This window comes from Brevundimonas sp. D3-1P (assembly GCF_055809335.1).
Genome location: NZ_CM147908.1, coordinates 2,860,802 through 2,878,500, shown reverse-complemented (window position 1 = coordinate 2,878,500; position 17,699 = coordinate 2,860,802). Strand labels below are relative to the sequence as shown.

Here is a 17,699-nt window from a genome sequence, read left to right as displayed (position 1 = left end):
ACGGCGTTTCGCGGACCTCGCCATTAGAGGATCGCCCACATGCTGTCCGGACCGGGTTCCGAAACTGGATTCCCCGTTTCGCTTTGGCGTCGAGACCGAACTTCCGAAAAGGCTTCGCCGGTTTCCGCTAGCGTGGGCTCCTCGCCGGTCTCCGCGATGAACCGGCGCAGCGTCACATCGACATACTTCGGGTCGATCTCGATCAGGCGGGCGATGCGGCCCGTGCGCTCAGCCGCGATCAGGGTCGTGCCGGAACCGCCGAACGGATCGAGGACGATCTCTCCCTGATGGGTGACGTCCAGTATCGCATCGACGATCATGGGCAGCGGCTTGACGGTCGGGTGGAAGGACAATGCTTCAGCCCGACCGGCGCCCAGGCTGGCGTATCCCGGATAGTTCCAGACGTTCGACCTGTAGCGGCCATTGCTCCCCAGCCCGAAGGTGTTGACGTTGGGCGCGTCGCCGAGCTTCCAGATCGTCAGGAGTTCGTGCTGCGACCGATAGAAGGCTCCCATCCCGGCGTTGTCCTTGGCCCAGACTACAAGCTGCTTGAGCTCTCCGAAGACGGCCTCGCCGGCGGCGATCTGATCGGCGACATGGCGTCCGTCGATGAAGGCGTAAAGTAGGGCGCCGTCGACGCCGTGCTGCTTGCAATGGTCGAACACCTGGCGTTGGAACTCGATGAACTCCGCCCGCGTCATCTCTCCCGACGCCATGGCGAATTCGCCGTGCCGCACCTTGCCGAGCCCCGAGACGTTCCCGGAAATCCGGACATTGTAGGGCGGATCGGTCAGGATCAGCCTGACCCGCCCTCCGGCCAACAGCAGGACGTAAACGGCGCCGTCACGGCTGTCGCCGCAGACGATGCGGTGGTGCCCGCATAACCAAACATCACCCAGTTGCGTGACCGGAGCGCCGCCATCGTGGTCGGGAACTTCATCCTGCAGGGCGCCGACATCGTCGGCCAAGGTGACCCGATCCACGAAGACCTGGTCAAAGCCGGTGAAATCCAGCGAGAACTCGATGTCGGGATCGGCCAGGAGGGCGATGAAATCGGCGCGAAGGACAGCCTCATCCCACTGCGAATGTTCGCCGATCCGGTTCAGCGACATCTGCAAGGCGCGCAGTTCGTTCGGCGTATAACCGCTGACGCGGATCACGGGGATGGTGTCGTGACCGAGCCGTTTCGCCGCCTCCAAGACCGCGTTGCCGTCCAACACGATATTGTCGTCGGTGACCAGGATCGGCCTGACGACATCGAAGCGTTCGACCGCTCCGATCAGACTGGCCAGTTGGCGTTGACCATGTTTACGCTGGGGACGCGGGTCCGGCTTCAATGAACCCACGGCCACATATTCGATCGCCATGGTCTGATTCGTTCGGCGTGGACTGACCTTGCCGCCCACGCGCGTGACAGGAGCGCAATGCTTAGCCACGAGCGCCTCCTGTCGGCACGTTTCCCTGCTCAATAGACGTCAGCCAGGCTGGTCCGTTCGTTGTCTTCGACATCACATCTCTCCACGCTGCGGAGGGGCCTCCGCAGTTTCAAAAGTTTCAGTTTTGATGTGAGAGGGACCGGCGGTCCCTGAGCGTGAATGCCGAGGCGACGCCCCTGCGACATCAATCCTGCACGTGCGGATCGGCGGTTTTCAAGTCAGGCGGAAAACTTTCCGCCGGCTGCGGGCCGGCCCGATCAGGCCGGCCCCGGCCAATCCGATAGCGATCGGCCTGGTGAGCTTCATGCGGGTTCGCCGCCATCCCCACCACCGCGCTCGATCCGCCCCGGCGTGCGGCGTCTCCCGCGGTCCCCGCGCTTATCGGGTCCGGGTCCCCATCGTCGCAATCGTTCAGGCTGCCTCGGGCGGCAAGGTGGATGTCATCTCGGTGATTGTCTGGAACTCGGTCAGGAATTCGGGACGATGCTGCATGAGGTAGCGAACCACTCGGGCGTTCCCGAGTAACTTGACCAGATAGCCCTTGATGACAGTCAGATGCAGATGGTCCTGGCCGTAAGTCTCCTGAATCGACGTGATCGCCTCCTGGAGTCGCGCCAACTCATTTTCCATCCGAGCCACGGCTTCGGGAGTGATGCCCTTGATGTTTTTCGGTTTCGATCCATCCGCAAGCTGCGCCTGCGGCGTCCCGGCCAGGATCGCTGAGGCGTAGGCGACCGAATAATTGTTGGCGTTCACGAGGAGTTCCGCAGCCTCGATCTGCCGCAGAGGATTCATTTTTCGTAGAATTTCGAATACCGCCATCGGACAAGGTTTATCTTTGAGAATGGCGACCGTTTCGTCACAGATTCCGTTCAGCATCCGGACCTTGCGACGAATGGACTCTGGATTGACATCCAGTGCTTTGGCGATCTTTTCCTCCGGAACGCCACGCTCTATGGCTCGGCGGATCATCTTGTGCTCTTGAACCGATGACAACCGGCTGATCCGCTTGTTGTAGGTAAAGGCTTCGTCGTCAGTGGAAACCAGGCATTCGACCTGTTCGATGCCCAAATCCTTCAAAACCTCGATACGAACATGACCGTCCAGCAAGAGATAGGTGTCTGAATGTGCGAGATCTCGGGCCACCACAGGCGGCTCGACGAGACCGACTTCACGGATTGAGGCGGCGATCTGCTGATACTTCTTGCTGGATTTCGTGGACGTCCGAAGCACCCGTACAGGGAGAAGGGCGCTCACTGACAAGATCACGCAGTTGTCCTCAAAACCGTGCGTGACGATTTGCGAGGGGTCACGCTCTTTCCTCGTCATGGATCCGTCCTCGAACGTTCCTCAAGGTAGCCAGGCATTGCCTTGAGGTCTTCGGCGCGCAGCAACGTCAGGAAGTTCTCGTCGGTCCGAAGTGCGCGGAACGCCTCCGTGACGAAAAGGAGTCTTCCCTGGGTCAGTTCCGCCTTCTTGACGAGCAGCTTCTGGCGTTCCGCTTCCTGGCGTGACGTGCCCCTGAGAATTTCCTCCACGCGGAGCTAGAGTCCGGCCCTTGAAAGGACGGACGGAATGAAACGAGCGAGATTCACGGAAGAGCAGATCATCGGGATCCTGCGGGAGAACGAGGCGGGTGCGAAGGCGGGCGAGCTGGCGCGCAAGCACGGGGTATCCGAGGGCACGATCTACGCCTGTAAGGCCAGCGCCACGGCCCTGTCGGCCAGCTTCACCGATCCTTCCCTGTTCCGGTCGGGCTGGGAGTTCGCCGCCTTCTTGAGCCTGGTCCCGCGACAGAACTCCTCCGGCGGCAAGGACCGGCTGGGTCGCATCTCCAAGATGGGCGACGGCTATCTGAGGAAGCTGCTGGTGGTCGGGGCGACCTCGGTCATCCGCCGCGTGCGAACAGGCGTGTCCCTTGCCGCGGCCGACTGGGTGCGCACCCTGCTCGAACGCAAACCCGCCCGCGTGGTCACCGTGGCCATGGCCAACAAGACCGCCCGCATCGTCTGGGCGGTCATGACCCGAGGAGACGTCTACAGGCCGCCCATCGCGGTCTGAATGAGATCGCGGCGGCCACAAGGTCGTCGCCCCAACCTGCAGAGGGACGAATGAGAATGACGGTGACGATCTGAACGCGGCCGCAAGCCGGGAAAACCCGAGGTGCTGTCGGAGCTTTGTGCTCGCTTGCCTGAAAGGGACCCGATCCGCGGACTCCATCAGGGCCAGCGGTCATCCACACTGCGTCAACAGGCCGGCCAGATGACCGCACCCCGCAGATCACCCCCTCAAACTCAAAATTACTTCTTGCAGATCAGGGGCTGTCCGCAGGTGACGGCATCAATCTGTGAGATCGCAGGATCCGCTGCCCAGTCGAGCTTGCTCAAGGTCTTTGCCATCACACCAGCGCCGATTATGTGGTCACCTTCCTGTTCTGGGCCATCGGCTACGTGTGTGGAATTTGTCCGGCTGGTGCTATTGAGAGACGCGATGCTAAAGACTCCGCAGTGCGCCGACTGGCGGGCAAACCGATGACGAGTTTACGAGCGAAACTCCTGCTCGCAATCCTCCGTCTCGTGAACGCGCGAAAGGCGTTCACTGACGGCGAAAACTTCCTTGCAGATGCGCTGGAGAAGCAGAAGAACGGACCGGCGCTGCCTGGCCGGCGTCTGCGGCGCAAGTTCCTGATCCGGGACAAACAGATCGCGGGGGTGCGAAGCTTTATAGTGCAGCCGCGCGAGAACGCGTCGGCGCACCGGATCCTCTATCTTCATGGAGGCGCCTATGCGTGGGACCTGATTTCCCTGCACTGGACGATCATCGAAGACCTCATCGCGCTCACGGGGGCCAGCGTCACCGTTCCGATCTATCCGCTGACACCGACGACAGGCTGGGAAGCCGCGCATGATGCGGTCAGGCGCGTCTATGGCCATCTGGTGGATAAGAGCGCCGCCGGCACGATTACCATCATGGGCGATTCCGCAGGCGGCGGTCTCGCACTAGCGGTAACGATGGCCCTGCGCGACGATGCACGCCCGATGCCGGGCTCGTTGGTGCTATTTTCTCCCTGGCTCGACGTGACCCTGTCCGATCCGGAACAACGCGCGCTGGCTCCCCGAGATCCAATCCTCGCGCCGCCGGGACTGTTGGCGGCGGGAAGGGCCTATGCGAATGGTGTGTCCCCGCAGGATTCGCGCGTCAGCCCCCTGTTCGGTTCCTTCGACGGCCTGCCGCCCGTCGCCATTCTATCCGGCACACGCGATCTCCTAAATAGCGACGCTCGCCGTGTCGCGCGCCGCGCGCCAGGGGTCGTGCAGATGTTCGAGTATCCGGATATGCCCCATGTCTGGGTCGGCTTGCCCATTCCCGAGGCACATCAGGCCCTGCAGCAGGCCGCAAACTTCGTTAAGTTGAATACAGTCACTTCACACCGATTATACTCTGCGGCGAGTGAATAGGCGATTTCGACAGAGATTTTATATCGTCGGCTGCTATATCCTGACTTTTTATCCCGCCTCGGCTTTGCTCTGTCCGGGTTGCCAGCGGTGCGCTTCGCCTTGCCCAGGGCGGCCGCCGGGCGACATGCTTTGCCTTCCAGGACAGGCCATGTTGCACCTTCGGTTCAACACGTCGAACGAGAATGGAATTGTCGCGGCGGGGCCGCTCGGGCGGGCGAGCATGCCGCCACACCGGTGTGGTCGCTAACTTGACCTACTGGCCTGGCGTACATGTTGGTACTGCATCGGTCGCATAGGTTGCAGGGTCCAACTTATTGTCCGTGGTGGTCACCTGTTCTGGGGCCGGCGGAGGTCTAAAGGCTCTAGGAGCCTAAAACGGAACGCTTTCGGACCGTTTGCGTTAACAACCCATGATGAAGGCGGCGACCAACGATCTCGTGCTGCAACCGCGCCCTGCCCAAGGCGGTCGTCCGCCCCATGAGATTGCCGCCAAGCTTGAGACCCACATCCTGAGCATCGCGCTGCAACTCATGTGTGCGAACGATCTGGAAAGCGTCACGATCGACGCCGTGGCCCGGGCCGCCCACGTGTCCAAGCGCACTCTCTATGCGCGCTTTCCGACGCGACAGGCCCTGTTTCTGGCTGTGTTGAACCACGCTGTGGAACCCCGCTTGGCGCCGCTGCGTCGGCCGCTGCCGGATGAGGACTGGCGCAGCGGACTCGCCTCTCTGCTCTCTGAGATGCTCGAGGTCTCGGCAGGAGCCGAACTGCGGGCCATCGAGCGCCTGTTGCTGTGGGCGCGCGATCACGACCCCGATCTGGTGCGATCCATGTTCGCCCGTTCGAGCGGTCAGCCCGTGCGTGTCATCGCCGCGATCCTCGGCGGGGCGGCGGACCGTCATGAGTTGGAGGCGCCCGACATCGAGCGCATCGCCACTATTCTGTTTGAAGCCGCCGTCGTCGGCCCGCGTCGGCGGATGTTGTTCGGCGTCGACCCCCACGAGACCGCAGAGGACCGTCGCCGCCATGTGGCGGCGGTGGTCGAGCTTTTCCTCGGGGCCGCCTCGGCTCCTTCGCCTTTCCAACAGGAGTGTTCCGATGCCAACCTATGATGTCGCTGTCGTCGGCGCGGGCCATAACGCCCTGGTCAGCGCCTGCTATCTTGCCAAGGCGGGCAAGAAGGTGGCGGTGCTGGAACGCAGGCCGGTGATCGGCGGCGCGGCCTGCACCGAGGAAATGTTCGGCGGCTACAAGGTCGATATAGGCTCCTCGATCCATGTGCTTTTCCCGACCACGGGCATCATGGAGGACCTTGGTCTCGCCGAGCACGGTCTTGAATATATTGAGTTGGACCCATGGGGCTTTTACCCCATTCGGGGCACGGACAAGGCCATCACCTTCTACCGTAGCCTGGACAAGACCTGCGACAGCATTGCGGCGATCAATCCGCGCGACGCCGAAACCTATCGCGAGTTCATGACCACCTGGGCCGACGTCCAGCGGCTGATATGGCCGGCGATGTCGGCGCCGCCCCAGATGGGACAGACGATCGCCTCTGTGATCAAGGCGGCCTTCTCCCGACCTGGGGCGGTGCGCACCGCGCTCAAGGCCGACGACCTCGTGCGCCAGGTTCTGATCGATTCCACCCGGCTGCTTGAGGAACTGTTCGAGAGTGAGGAATTGAAGGCCGCCCTGGTCTGGCTGGGGGCGCAGAATGGCCCACATCCGGACGCGGCCTCCAGCGCCACCATCCTGGGCCACTACGGCATGATCCACGAGGACGGCGCCTATCGCGCCATCGGCGGCTCGGGCATGGTCTCGGTCGCCCTGGGCCGCGCCTTCGAAGCCATGGGAGGGACGATCCTGACCAATGCGGAGGTGGAAAAGGTTTCGAGCCTCTCCTCGACGGACGGCGCCCGCTTCGAGGTCCGCGCCGGCGACCAGACGGTTCAGGCCAAGACCGTCCTGTTTGGATGCCACGTCCAGACCGCCTTGTTGAAGCTGCTTGATCGCGATCTGGTCGAGCCGAACCTGGTGCGCCGGCTCGAGGCGCTGAAGGTGATGAACGGGTCGGGCTTCATGGTGCGCCAGGCGGTTTCGGAATTGCCGGCGTATGCGGGCCAGGCGCTCAACACCCGTGGGGTGGGCGAATGCCATCACGGCATGCAGTTGCTGTGTCCCACCGTCGACACCCTCACGCGATCGATGAACCTGGGCCGTGTTGGCCGCACGCCCGACTATCCGCCGGTGATGCAGATGAGCTTCACCGCCGTTGATCCGACCCTGGCGCCCGAGGGCAAGCACCTGCTCTACAGTTGGTCCTCCTATCATCCCTACCATCTCGACGGTGAGAACTGGGATGACATCGCCGAGCGCGAAGCCGACAAAATCTGGGACGTGGTCTGCGAATACACCCCCAACATGAAGGGCAAGCTGATCGATCGCTACATCCAGTCGCCGCTGGAGATCGAGCGCCGGATCGGCCTCGTCCAGGGCGACGTCACCCATCTGGAAATGAGCATGGACCAGATGTTCGGTTTCCGACCCCTGCCAGACCTGGCCGGTTATAAGACAACGATCGACGGCGTCTATCTGACCGGCGCCAGTACCCATCCGGGCGGCGGCGTCTGGGGCGCCAGCGGACGCAGCGCGGCCAAGGTCATGCTCAAGGATCTCCGATGAAGGTCGCCAAGACGAGCTGACGACGTCCTATCTCGGTCCCTCGGCACCTCGCATCGCACTTCGGTTCCGCAGTTGCTCAGCGAACAGGATGCCGGTGTCCGTAGGATCGTACACGTCTTGTAAGGCAAAAGCCTCTTGCAGATTTTTTGGAATCCACCAGGCGACTCGTCTGTCGGCCCCACCAACCTGTTGCGTGACGGCGAACTTGCTGGCGCGGTCGATCGGGACGAGCAGATAGAGCGTGCCTTTCGGCGGTCTGCGCCTCGGCGATATTCAGACCCTTAACACACGAGCCACGCTAAACTGGTCAGGCAAGCGGTGCGTGGCGTCGGCTCGTCGATCCGCCTGATGATTGACACGCCGCCTCGCCGTCAGTTTGAGCTTTGCGGGAGCAGATCGAGCCGGTAGGCAGGCTCGCCTCTCTTCACGCCGAGATCGCCCATGCACCTTCTCAAGTCCCGTGAGATGTTCGCTCGCTCCAAGGTCGAGCTTTGGGCCGGCGCGGGCCTGGCCGTGGTCCTAGCGTTCTTCCTGATCAGCGGCGTCATCGCCTACGCCAACATTCAGGACCTGCGCTCGAACAATCAGAGAGTCGTCCACACCCACTCCGTCCTGATCGGCGCCGACGATCTGCTGAGCGCGGTCCAAGACGCCGAGACGGGGCAACGCGGCTACATCCTGACCGGCGACGAGCGCTATCTGGAGCCCTACGACCGCGCCATGGCCGTCGTGGACGAGCGTTTGGACAGTCTGGCGGAGCTGACCCGAGCCAATCCGCGCCAGCAAGCCAATATCGCGCAGCTGCGCCGCAACGTCGCCGCCAAGACGGACGAACTGCGCGAGACGGTGGCGCTGCGCCGTAACAAGGGGTTCGCGCCCGCGCTGGCCGTCGTCGCGACCGATCGGGGCAAGACGGAGATGGAGGCCATCCGGGAGCGGGTCGCCGCGGTGCGGGCCGAGGGTCTGCGGCAGCGGCAGGACTGGCTTGCGCAGATGGAGGTCGCGTATCGAACGGCCGTCCTGAGCGGGATCCTGTCGGCGCTGCTGGGCGGCGTCCTGACCGTGAGCGTCTTTCTGCTGATTCGCCGCAGCGCCCGCGCGCGGGCGCGGCAGGATTGGCTGCGATCGGGCCAGGTCGGTCTGGCCGAGGCCGTCAGCGGCGACCTGACGCTGGAACAGCTGGCCGACAATGTCCTGGCCTTCCTGTCGCGTTACGTCGGCTCGCAGGCGGCGGTGCTGTTCGCCGGCCAGGGCGACCGCTTCCAGCGGGCCGGCGCGCTCGGCGTTCCCGCCGACGCGCCGACGCCGGAGACCTTCCGCCTCAAGGAAGGGTTGCTCGGCCAGGTCGCGGCCGACGGCCGTCCGGTGCTGCTGTCCGAGGTGCCGGAAGGCTATCTGACCATCGGTTCGGCCCTGGGCCGCGACACCCCGCGGCACCTGCTCATCGCCCCGGCCCGCGTCGACGGGTCGGTCAACGGCGTGATCGAACTCGGCTTCCTTCATCCGCCGGGCGCCCTCGTGAGGGAACTGCTTGAGGCGGCCGCCGACGCGGTCGGCGTGGCGCTGCGGTCCGCACGCTATCGCTCGGAGCTGCAGGACGCGCTGGAAGAAACCCAGCGCCAGGCCGAGGAGTTGCAGGTGCAGAGCGAGGAGCTGCGCGTCTCCAACGAGGAGCTGGAGGAGCAGGGCCGGGCGCTGAAGGAATCCCAGGTCCGCCTCGAACAGCAGCAGGTCGAACTCGAACAGACCAACAGCCAGCTCGAGGAGCAGGCCCAGACCCTCGAGACGCAGCGCGACGACCTGGAGAAGGTCGGCGCCGACCTGGCGCGTCAGGCCCGGGACCTGGAGCAGGCCAGCCAGTACAAGTCGGACTTCCTCGCCAATATGTCGCATGAGCTGCGCACGCCGCTGAACTCGCTGCTGATTCTGGCCAAGCTGCTGGGCGACAACGCCGACGGCAATCTGACGGAGGACCAGGTGCGGTTCGCCCGCACGATCCAGGCCTCGGGCGACGATCTGCTGACGCTGATCAACGACATTCTGGACCTGTCCAAGATCGAGGCCGGTCACGTCCAGGTGCGCGCCGAGGGCGTCTCCGTCGAGCGCGTGGCCGCCGACCTTCGCCAGCTGTTTCAGCCGGTGGCGGAAACACGCGGCCTGGCGTTCGCCGTCGAGGTCGACGAGGCCGTGCCGGAAATCGTGGAGACCGACCGGCAGCGGCTGGAGCAGATCCTCAAGAACCTGCTGTCGAACGCCTTCAAATTCACCGAGACAGGCGGCGTACGCCTCTCCATCCGGCCCGACGGCGACGGCGTGGCCTTCGCGGTGAAGGACACGGGTATCGGCATCTCGCGTGACCAGCACGCGAGCGTGTTCGAGGCCTTCCAGCAAGCGGACGGCACCATCAGCCGCCGCTATGGAGGCACGGGTCTGGGCCTGTCGATCTCTCGGGAGCTGGCGCGGTTGCTCGGCGGCGCCATCGCGCTCGAGAGCAAGCCCGGCGAGGGCAGCACCTTCACCCTGACGACGCCTCGGATGTACGACCCTGACGCCGTGGCCGCGCGTCCCGTCCCTGCCAAGGCGCCCTCTGCAGGCGAGGAGCCGTCGCCGACCTTGTCGCCTGCCGCGACGCGCCCGGCCATGCCGCGGGCCATCGAGGACGACCGCGAGCGGATCGCGGGCGCGCGGCGCCTGCTGCTGGTGATCGAGGACGACGACCGTTTCGCCGCCATCGTCCGCGACCTTGCGCGGGAGCTGGGCTTCCAGTGCCTGGTGGCGAGCACCGCCGAGGAGGCGCTGGCGCTGGCGCGACGTCACGGCCCCAGCGCCATCGTCCTCGACATCGGCCTGCCGGATCAGTCCGGACTGACGGTGCTCGACAGCCTCAAGCGCGACGACCGTACGCGGCACATTCCGATCCACATCGTTTCGGCCGACGATCACAGCCAGACCGCCCTCGCCTTGGGCGCGCGCGGCTATACGATGAAGCCGGTCCGGCGCGAGGACTTGGCCGAGGTGCTGACAGACCTGGAGGAGACCCTGGCGCGCACCGTCCGCCGGGTCCTGGTGGTCGAGGATGATCCGGTCCAGCGCGACGCGGTAGAACGGCTGCTGGGCTCGAGCCAGGTCGAGATCGTCGGCGTCGGCACCGCGGCGGAATGCCTGGAGGCTCTAGCGCGTCAGACTTTCGACTGCATGGTGCTGGACCTGACCCTGCCGGACGCCTCGGGGTTCTCTCTGCTGGAGACCCTGAGCCAGGACGGCGACCGCGCCTTCCCGCCGGTGATCGTCTACACCGGCCGGGACCTGTCGCCCGAGCACGAGCAGCAGCTGCGGCGCTATTCCAGTTCCATCATCATCAAGGGGGCCAGGTCGCCGGAACGGCTGCTCGACGAGGTGTCGCTGTTCCTGCACCAGGTGGTGTCGGACCTGCCGCCCGAGCAGCAGCGGATGATCCAGAAGGCGCGCAACCGCGACGCCGTGCTGGAAGGTCGTCGCATCCTCGTCGTCGAGGACGATGTGCGCAACATCTACTCCCTGACGCAGGTGCTGGAGCCCCGGGGCGCCGTGGTGGAGATCGCCCGAAACGGCCAGGAGGCGATCGACGCCCTGGCCGCGGCCGAGGCCGATCCGGCCTTGGCCATCGACCTGGTGCTGATGGACGTGATGATGCCGGTGATGGACGGCCTCACGGCGACGACGAAGATCCGCGCCGACGCGCGCTGGGCCCAGTTGCCGATCCTGATGCTGACCGCCAAGGCCATGCCGGACGATCAGGCGCGTTGCCTGGACGCCGGCGCCAACGACTACATGGCCAAGCCGATCGACGTGGACAAGCTGCTGTCGCTGGTGCGCGTGTGGATGCCCCGGTGAGCCCCCTGCCCGCGCCCGACAGCGTCGAGGACCTCGAGATCGCGCTGCTGCTGGAGGGCCTCTTCCAGCGCTATCACTACGACTTCCGCCGCTATGCGCGAGCCTCGATCAAGCGCCGCCTGGTCCAGGCCCGCGAGCAGATGGGCTATCCCACGCTGTCGGCGTTGCAGGACGCGGTACTGCATAATCCCGGCATGTTGCCGCGCCTGCTCGGCTATCTGACGGTGCAGGTCAGCGAAATGTTTCGCGATCCGTCCTACTTCCGGGCGCTGCGCGAGACGGTGCTGCCGCACCTGCGCACCTATCCGTCCCTGAAGGTCTGGGTGGCCGGCTGCAGCCATGGGGAGGAGGTCTATTCGCTGGCCATCCTGTTCCGCGAGGAGGGGCTCTACGATCGCACCCTCTTTTATGCGACCGACATCAATCCCGAGGCGCTGCGCATCGCGGAGGCCGGCGTCTATCCGCTCGACCGGATGCGGACCTTCACCGAGAACCACCAGAAGTCCGGCGGGCGCTCGTCGCTGTCGGACTACTACACCGCCGACTACGGCCGGGCGGTGTTCGACAAGAGCCTGCGGAGCCGGGTCGTCTTCTCCGACCACAGCCTGGTGACCGACGCCGTCTTCGCCGAGATGCAGCTGATCTCCTGCCGCAATGTCATGATCTATTTCGACCGGGCGCTGCAGGACCGGGCGATCGGCCTGTTTCGCGACGCCCTGCCCCGCAACGGCTTCCTCGGCCTGGGGGCGAAGGAAAGCCTGCGCTTCTCCGCCCACGCCGACGCCTTCGGCGAGTTCGTGCGCGAGGAGAAGATCTACAGGAAGCGCGCGGCATGACGACGAACGAGACACGCGCCGTCGTCATCGGCGCCTCGGCCGGGGCGGTCCAGGCCCTGCTGAAGATCCTGCCCGCCCTGCCGGCGGAGTTTCCGGCGCCGGTGTTGGTGGCGGTGCATGTCCCGGCCGACCGGGACAACGTCCTCGCGCCTCTGCTGCAGTCGCGCTGCCGCGTTCGCGTCAAGGAGGCCGAAGACAAGGAGCCGGCCGCGGCCGGCGTGGTCTATTTCGCGCCCTCGGACTATCACCTGCTGGTCGAACGCGACGGAAGCCTGGCCCTGTCGTCGGACGAGCTGGTCAACTATTCCCGCCCGTCGATCGACGTGTTGTTCGAGAGCGCGGCCGACGCCTATGGCGCGGGTCTGACCGGGGTGATCCTGACCGGCGCCAACACCGACGGCGCCGCGGGGTTGCAGGCCGTGGCGACGGCGGGCGGTGAAACGATCGTCGAGGATCCGAGACAGGCCTACGCCTCGACCATGCCCGAGGCCGCCCTGGCCGCCTGCCCCGCCCGGGTCCTCGATCTCGACGCCATCGCCGACCACCTTGCACGGATGCCCGGATGACCCAGACCGACGATCCCATCCCCGTCCTCCTGGTGGACGATCTGCAGGAAAATCTGCTCGCGCTCGAGGCCCTGCTTCGGCGCGACGGCCTGACGTTCCTCAAGGCCCGCACCGGCGACGAGGCGCTGGAACTGCTGCTCGCGCATGACGTCGCCCTGGCGTTGCTCGACGTGCAGATGCCCGGCATGGACGGCTTCCAACTGGCCGAATACATGCGGGGATCGACGCGGACGCGCCACGTGCCCATCATCTTCGTCACGGCGGGCAGCGCGGACCACCAGCGACGCTTCCGCGGCTATGAGGCCGGGGCGGTGGACTTCATTCAGAAGCCGATCGAAGCCGACATCCTGAGCAGCAAGGCCGAGGTCTTCTTCGACCTCTTCGATCAGCGCCGCCAGATGTTGCGCCAGCGCGACGAACTCGAAGCCTACGCCGCCCAGTTGAGGGCGGCCGACCGCCGCAAGGACGAGTTCCTGGCCGTCCTGGGCCATGAGCTGCGCAATCCTCTGATGGCGCTGAGGGCCGGGCTGCAACTTCTGGAGCGCGAGGCGGACGGGTCCAAGGCCGGGGTGATCCGCGAACGGATGGGCACCCAGGTGCTGCATCTGTCGCGCCTGATCGAGGATTTGCTCGACGTGTCGCGCATCGACCAAGGCAAGATCGCCCTGCGTCTGGAACGCGTGTCGCTGCAGGCCGTGCTGGAGTCGGCGATCGACACAAGCCGTCCGAAGATCGACGCCGGGCTGCATGCGCTGACCGTGGAGCTGCCGGACGAGCCGGCGTGGATCGCGGGGGACTTCACGCGACTGTCGCAGGTCGTCAGCAACCTTCTGACCAACGCCGCCAAATACACCCCCGCCGGTGGCGAACTCCGGCTGTCGGCGGGACTGGAGGCCGACTTCGTCCAGATCGAGGTCGAGGACAATGGCGTGGGCGTCCCACCCGAGATGCAGGAGAGAATCTTCGCCCTCTACACCCAGGTTCCAGGCCCCGACACGCGGTCGTCCGAGGGGCTCGGCATCGGCTTGGCCCTGGTCAAACAGCTGGTGGAGCTGCACCGGGGCTCCATCGCCGTCTCCAGCGAGGGCGAGGACCAAGGCAGCCGCTTCACCGTGCGCCTCCCTCGTTCGGTCTGAGGCGCGCCACGCCGAACACCATCGGCCAACCCGTACCGAGTCCATCCGGTATGACAGGCGTCGCTACAAGCGAAAACCGCATCGAGATCATCTTCGGTCGCCTAAAAGACTGGCGGCGCATCGGCACTTGCTATGATCGATGCCCGAAGGTCTCCCTGCCCGCCATAGCCCTCGCCGCAACCTTGCTCTTCTGGCTTTGAGCTCTGAGCCTAAGCCAAGGCGCCATCTAACTGTTTTATCAGCCTTTGCGCCTGCTCGCGCAGGTCATTGATTTGGGCCGGTTTCAAGCCCGCTTTCTTTGCAAGCTCCGCTGGAATGCTTCTGGCGCGATCATGCAGGGCGCAGCCACGCGACGTGAGAGTAAGGAGGACGCGGCGCTTGTCGTCGGCGTCACGCCGTCTTTTGATGCAACCGGCCCGCTCCATGCGCTTCAAAAGCGGGCTCAAGGTCCCAATATCGAGGTGAAGGCAGGCGCCCAGCTCTCCTACGGAAATCGGCGCCTGCGCCGATAATACGAGCACCACCAGATATTGCGCGTATGTCAGGCCAAGCGGCTCCAAAAGCGGCTTGTAGAGCCGTTGCAGCAGGTTCGTCGCCGCATAAAGCGGAAAACACACCTGCTGGTCGAGCCGGAGCGGGTCTTCCCCTCCTCGCCCGGCCGCATCGGCGCCGGAGTTCACCGGGTCTTCACCGAAAGCGCGACCTCGATATTGCCCCGGGTCGCGTTCGAATAGGGGCAGACCTTGTGCGCCTCCTCGACGATCGCTTCGGCCATCTCCTGATCGACGCCAGCGATGGTGACATCGAGCGCCACGGTAAGGGCGAACGCCCCACCGGCATTGGGCTCCATGCCCACGGTCGCGGTGACCTCGACGGCGTCGTCTCCGATTTTCCTTTCCCGATTGCGGGTGATGTGGATCACGGCGTTGCCGAAGCAGGCGGCGTAACCTGCGGCGAACAGCTGTTCCGGATTGGTCGCGTCTCCCTTGCCGCCAAGGCTTCGGGGCAGGGCGAGCGGAAGGGCGAGCAATCCGTCCTCGCTGCGAACAGAGCCGGCGCGGCCGCCGACCGCGTGTACCGTGGTCGTATAAAGAGCGCTCATCATTCCCTCCAACAGAAATATATGGCTAGCCATATATCTGCGCAGCCATGGATATCAAGCTTGCACCGAGAAACGCCGCTGCGGATCACTTTGCTGCAAGCTGCGCTCGGAGATAGGCGCTCCAGGACGCATCGTCAGGAAACTCCGACGGGGGTCGAACATCGGTTGGCAGGCTGCTGACCCGCGCCAGCGCATCGGCGGGGATGGTGTCGTCGACGAGACCCAGCTGCTGGAACAGCGGCAGGGCATAGCCGGGAATCCAGCGCCTCAAATCATACCATGGCACCGAGGCGAAACGTTCGGGCGCCAGGTTGATGAAGGAGGTCATGCAGCTCTCGGTCAGGGTCGAATAGAACTTGGGGCGCTCGTGAACCTGGGTCGTGAACCGCAGGATGCGCTCGAAATAAACGCGGACGACCTCAGGGCTCTGGCGGATCGGATAGATCTGGATCTCGTCCGGCGGCGTCCTGGCCAACCGCTCCCAGAACAGGTCGCGCTCGGTGGCCAGTTCCGGATAGATGGGGTCGCGCCGGAAGAAGCCCGCTAGGGGGTCGAACTCGGCGCCGCTCGCCTGGCGCGCCTCCATGGAGACGACGACGTGGCGGCCGTCGGCGAACCGGAACGACAGCATCACATGCTCCATCGCCTTCAGGTCGCCGAACGGCTGGAGGATCAGATCCATCCCCTCAAGGGTCGACAGATCGAAGGTCTGCGTCGTCCAGCGCGGGGTCGAGGCGACGCCAGGGTCGTGCAAGGCGTCGCGGAAATTGTGGATGGTCGCCCGGTCGCCGTCGATCACCGCCCAGGCTTCCTCGGCGTGCAGGTCACGCCAGTTCTGCGCGACCGGCGCCTTGGTCCAGTAGGCGCCCAACAGGACCGCCAGCAGGACCGCTCCCATTCCCCGCCGCGCGCGCCTCAACCGTCCTGGCGCGAACCACAGCCCCAGGACTGCGACCGGAAACAGCAGGGCGCCCACATCCCGCAGCCATGCCGGCCAAGGAATCCAGTAGCGGATCGCCAGGCCGCAGAAGACCGCCAGGACGACAATGAGAAGGCTCGCCGCGACGCGCGCTGCTCGATTCAACACTTGTTGCCCCGTGTCATCCTTGCATCGCTAGACACCCATAATCCGACTGGATCGGGGCAAATCCAAATGATACGTCGAGTTTCAATACTCGGTAGCGACATCCAGGCGTGTGATCAATGGTTCCCTTTCGAACGGTCGGGGCGATCTTAGGCTCCTTGCCCCTCCGCCGCGCCCTGGCGCTGGGCCCGCTGCTGTTTCTCGGCTTGGGGGTGCAGGCCTGCGCGACCGCACCCTCCGGCGTGCTGCTGCCGATCGCCACGCCCCCGCCGGGCGCCCAGGAGGTCAGCATGCTGGTCTATTCCACGCGCGCCCCAACCGAGGCGCCGGGCGTGGTCTATTCAGGCAAGAGGGGGGAACACCTGACGGCCATGGTGGTCGACGTCTCGATCCCTCCTGCCCACCAGATCGGCGCCGTCGAATGGCCGCGTCGGCGCGAGGCCGATCCCGCGCGGGAGTTCGCCACCCTCTCCATCGATCCGGTCGTCGACGACGCCTCGGCCGAGGCGTGGATGAACGCGCAGCTGAAGGAAGGCCGCCTGCTGATTTTCGTGCACGGCTTCAATGTGCCGTTCGACCGGGCCGTCTATTCCCTCGCCCAGCTGACGAATGATTCCGGCATCCAGGCCGCGCCGGTACTGTTCACATGGCCCTCGCTGGGCCGGATCTATGCCTATGTCTACGATAGGGAAAGCGCCAACTATTCACGCGACGCCCTGGAACAGTTGCTCCGGCTGGCCGCGCGCAATCCGAATGTGACCGAGGTCACCGTCATGGCTCATTCGATGGGCAGCTGGATCGCGGTCGAGGCGCTGCGCCAGTACGCGATCCGCGAGGGACGGGTCGACCCAAAGATCGAGAATGTGATCCTCGCCGCGCCGGACCTGGACGTGGACGTCTTCGCCCAGCAGGTCGCGGTTCTGGGCCCTGACCGGCCCCATTTCACCTTCCTGGTCTCGCGCGACGACCAGGCCCTGCGGGTTTCGCGCCTGCTTGCCGGAGGCGTGCAACGCGTCGGCGCCCTCGACCCGTCCGAGGAGCCTATCCGCAGCCAGCTGGAGCGGACCGGCGGCGTCACCGTCATCAATCTGGCCGATGTCCGCGGCCGTGACCGGCTGAACCATTCAGTCTTCTCAGAGAGCCCCGAGGTGGTCCGGCTGCTGGGCAGCAGCCTGGTGTCCGGCCCGGGCTTGTCGGGAAGCTCCGACCTGCCGCTAGGCGCCTTGGTTCTGGACGTCGCCGAGGCGATCACTTCCGACATCTCCCAAAAGGCTCCGGTGACGCGTCAGCCCCAGGCCGCCCCCGCCGAGGCGGTCGCGCCCTCGGACACGCGCACGATCGCAGATGACGCTCCGGACGTCACACCGCCGGGGCCGCCCGTCGAAGTGGACGAAGCGGACGCCCTCAGTTCTCCCCGACCGGTGATTGATCCACATCAAGGTGCATCCGTGGAGCGGGATTAAAAGATAAAATCCATATCAATCAGCCAGTCCCAGGCAGCCCCAACACACGGACCGCTTCGATGA

14 protein-coding genes and 2 pseudogenes are annotated in these 17,699 nt (G+C 65.0%); 10 read left to right on the top strand and 6 right to left on the bottom strand.

Translation table 11 applies throughout. The features are described 5' to 3' along the window. Window positions 1-23: 23 nt before the first annotated feature. From AC0L6G_RS14545 to AC0L6G_RS14535, 3 genes are all read right to left on the bottom strand, one after another. Window positions 24-1,367, bottom strand: coding sequence for a DNA modification methylase (locus AC0L6G_RS14545; protein ID WP_051034346.1), 1,344 nt, complete (start codon window positions 1,365-1,367; stop codon window positions 24-26). 480 nt (window positions 1,368-1,847) lie between these two features. After that, complete coding sequence (locus tag AC0L6G_RS14540; RefSeq protein WP_026108293.1) at window positions 1,848-2,765, bottom strand: plasmid partitioning protein RepB C-terminal domain-containing protein; 918 nt, start codon at window positions 2,763-2,765, stop codon at window positions 1,848-1,850. Continuing rightward, a complete protein-coding gene (locus tag AC0L6G_RS14535; RefSeq protein WP_017504313.1) occupies window positions 2,762-2,974 on the bottom strand; it encodes a hypothetical protein in 213 nt (70 codons plus the stop codon). Before AC0L6G_RS14535 ends, AC0L6G_RS14540 begins: the two co-directional genes overlap by 4 nt. Window positions 2,975-3,023: 49 nt before the next feature. On the opposite strand from AC0L6G_RS14535, the pseudogene AC0L6G_RS14530 reads away from it, so the two are divergent. The 9 genes and pseudogenes from AC0L6G_RS14530 to AC0L6G_RS14490 form a co-directional block, all read left to right on the top strand. Further along, window positions 3,024-3,497, top strand: a pseudogene (locus tag AC0L6G_RS14530) (transposase); the annotation flags it as partial. 356 nt (window positions 3,498-3,853) lie between these two features. Next, window positions 3,854-4,894: an alpha/beta hydrolase gene (locus AC0L6G_RS14525; protein ID WP_017504311.1), complete on the top strand. Its 1,041-nt coding sequence runs from the start codon at window positions 3,854-3,856 to the stop codon at window positions 4,892-4,894. A 410-nt stretch (window positions 4,895-5,304) separates the two neighbouring features. Further along, window positions 5,305-6,006 (top strand): TetR/AcrR family transcriptional regulator, encoded by a 702-nt coding sequence (locus AC0L6G_RS14520; protein ID WP_017504310.1) that lies wholly within the window; start codon window positions 5,305-5,307, stop codon window positions 6,004-6,006. Beyond that, a complete protein-coding gene (locus tag AC0L6G_RS14515) occupies window positions 5,993-7,576 on the top strand; it encodes a phytoene desaturase family protein (protein ID WP_017504309.1) in 1,584 nt (527 codons plus the stop codon). The genes AC0L6G_RS14520 and AC0L6G_RS14515 overlap by 14 nt, the downstream gene beginning before the upstream one ends. 441 nt (window positions 7,577-8,017) lie before the next feature. Next, on the top strand, window positions 8,018-11,449 hold the full coding sequence (locus AC0L6G_RS14510; protein WP_168189888.1) for a response regulator: 3,432 nt from the start codon (window positions 8,018-8,020) through the stop codon (window positions 11,447-11,449). Further along, complete coding sequence (locus AC0L6G_RS14505; protein ID WP_246846106.1) at window positions 11,446-12,285, top strand: CheR family methyltransferase; 840 nt, start codon at window positions 11,446-11,448, stop codon at window positions 12,283-12,285. Before AC0L6G_RS14510 ends, AC0L6G_RS14505 begins: the two co-directional genes overlap by 4 nt. Then, a complete protein-coding gene (locus tag AC0L6G_RS14500) occupies window positions 12,282-12,851 on the top strand; it encodes a chemotaxis protein CheB (RefSeq protein ID WP_017504306.1) in 570 nt (189 codons plus the stop codon). Before AC0L6G_RS14505 ends, AC0L6G_RS14500 begins: the two co-directional genes overlap by 4 nt. Then, entirely contained in the window at window positions 12,848-13,987 is a 1,140-nt protein-coding gene (locus tag AC0L6G_RS14495) for a hybrid sensor histidine kinase/response regulator (RefSeq protein WP_017504305.1), read from the top strand. The genes AC0L6G_RS14500 and AC0L6G_RS14495 overlap by 4 nt, the downstream gene beginning before the upstream one ends. A 49-nt stretch (window positions 13,988-14,036) precedes the next feature. Next, window positions 14,037-14,187: pseudogene (locus AC0L6G_RS14490) on the top strand (IS5/IS1182 family transposase); the annotation flags it as partial. A gap of 9 nt (window positions 14,188-14,196) precedes the next feature. On the opposite strand, the gene AC0L6G_RS14485 reads toward AC0L6G_RS14490, so the two are convergent. The 3 genes from AC0L6G_RS14485 to AC0L6G_RS14475 all read right to left on the bottom strand — a co-directional run bounded on the left by AC0L6G_RS14485 (window position 14,197) and on the right by AC0L6G_RS14475 (window position 16,176). Continuing rightward, window positions 14,197-14,667, bottom strand: coding sequence for a MarR family winged helix-turn-helix transcriptional regulator (locus AC0L6G_RS14485; RefSeq protein ID WP_017504304.1), 471 nt, complete (start codon window positions 14,665-14,667; stop codon window positions 14,197-14,199). After that, on the bottom strand, window positions 14,664-15,089 hold the full coding sequence (locus AC0L6G_RS14480; RefSeq protein WP_026108292.1) for an organic hydroperoxide resistance protein: 426 nt from the start codon (window positions 15,087-15,089) through the stop codon (window positions 14,664-14,666). Before AC0L6G_RS14480 ends, AC0L6G_RS14485 begins: the two co-directional genes overlap by 4 nt. Before the next feature lie 85 nt (window positions 15,090-15,174). After that, on the bottom strand, window positions 15,175-16,176 hold the full coding sequence (locus AC0L6G_RS14475) for a lipoprotein N-acyltransferase Lnb domain-containing protein (protein ID WP_137720902.1): 1,002 nt from the start codon (window positions 16,174-16,176) through the stop codon (window positions 15,175-15,177). Window positions 16,177-16,331: 155 nt separating this feature from the next. Between AC0L6G_RS14475 and AC0L6G_RS14470 the strand changes: the two genes are divergently transcribed. Beyond that, window positions 16,332-17,636: an alpha/beta hydrolase gene (locus AC0L6G_RS14470; RefSeq protein ID WP_137720901.1), complete on the top strand. Its 1,305-nt coding sequence runs from the start codon at window positions 16,332-16,334 to the stop codon at window positions 17,634-17,636. The last annotated feature ends 63 nt before the right edge of the window (window positions 17,637-17,699 follow it).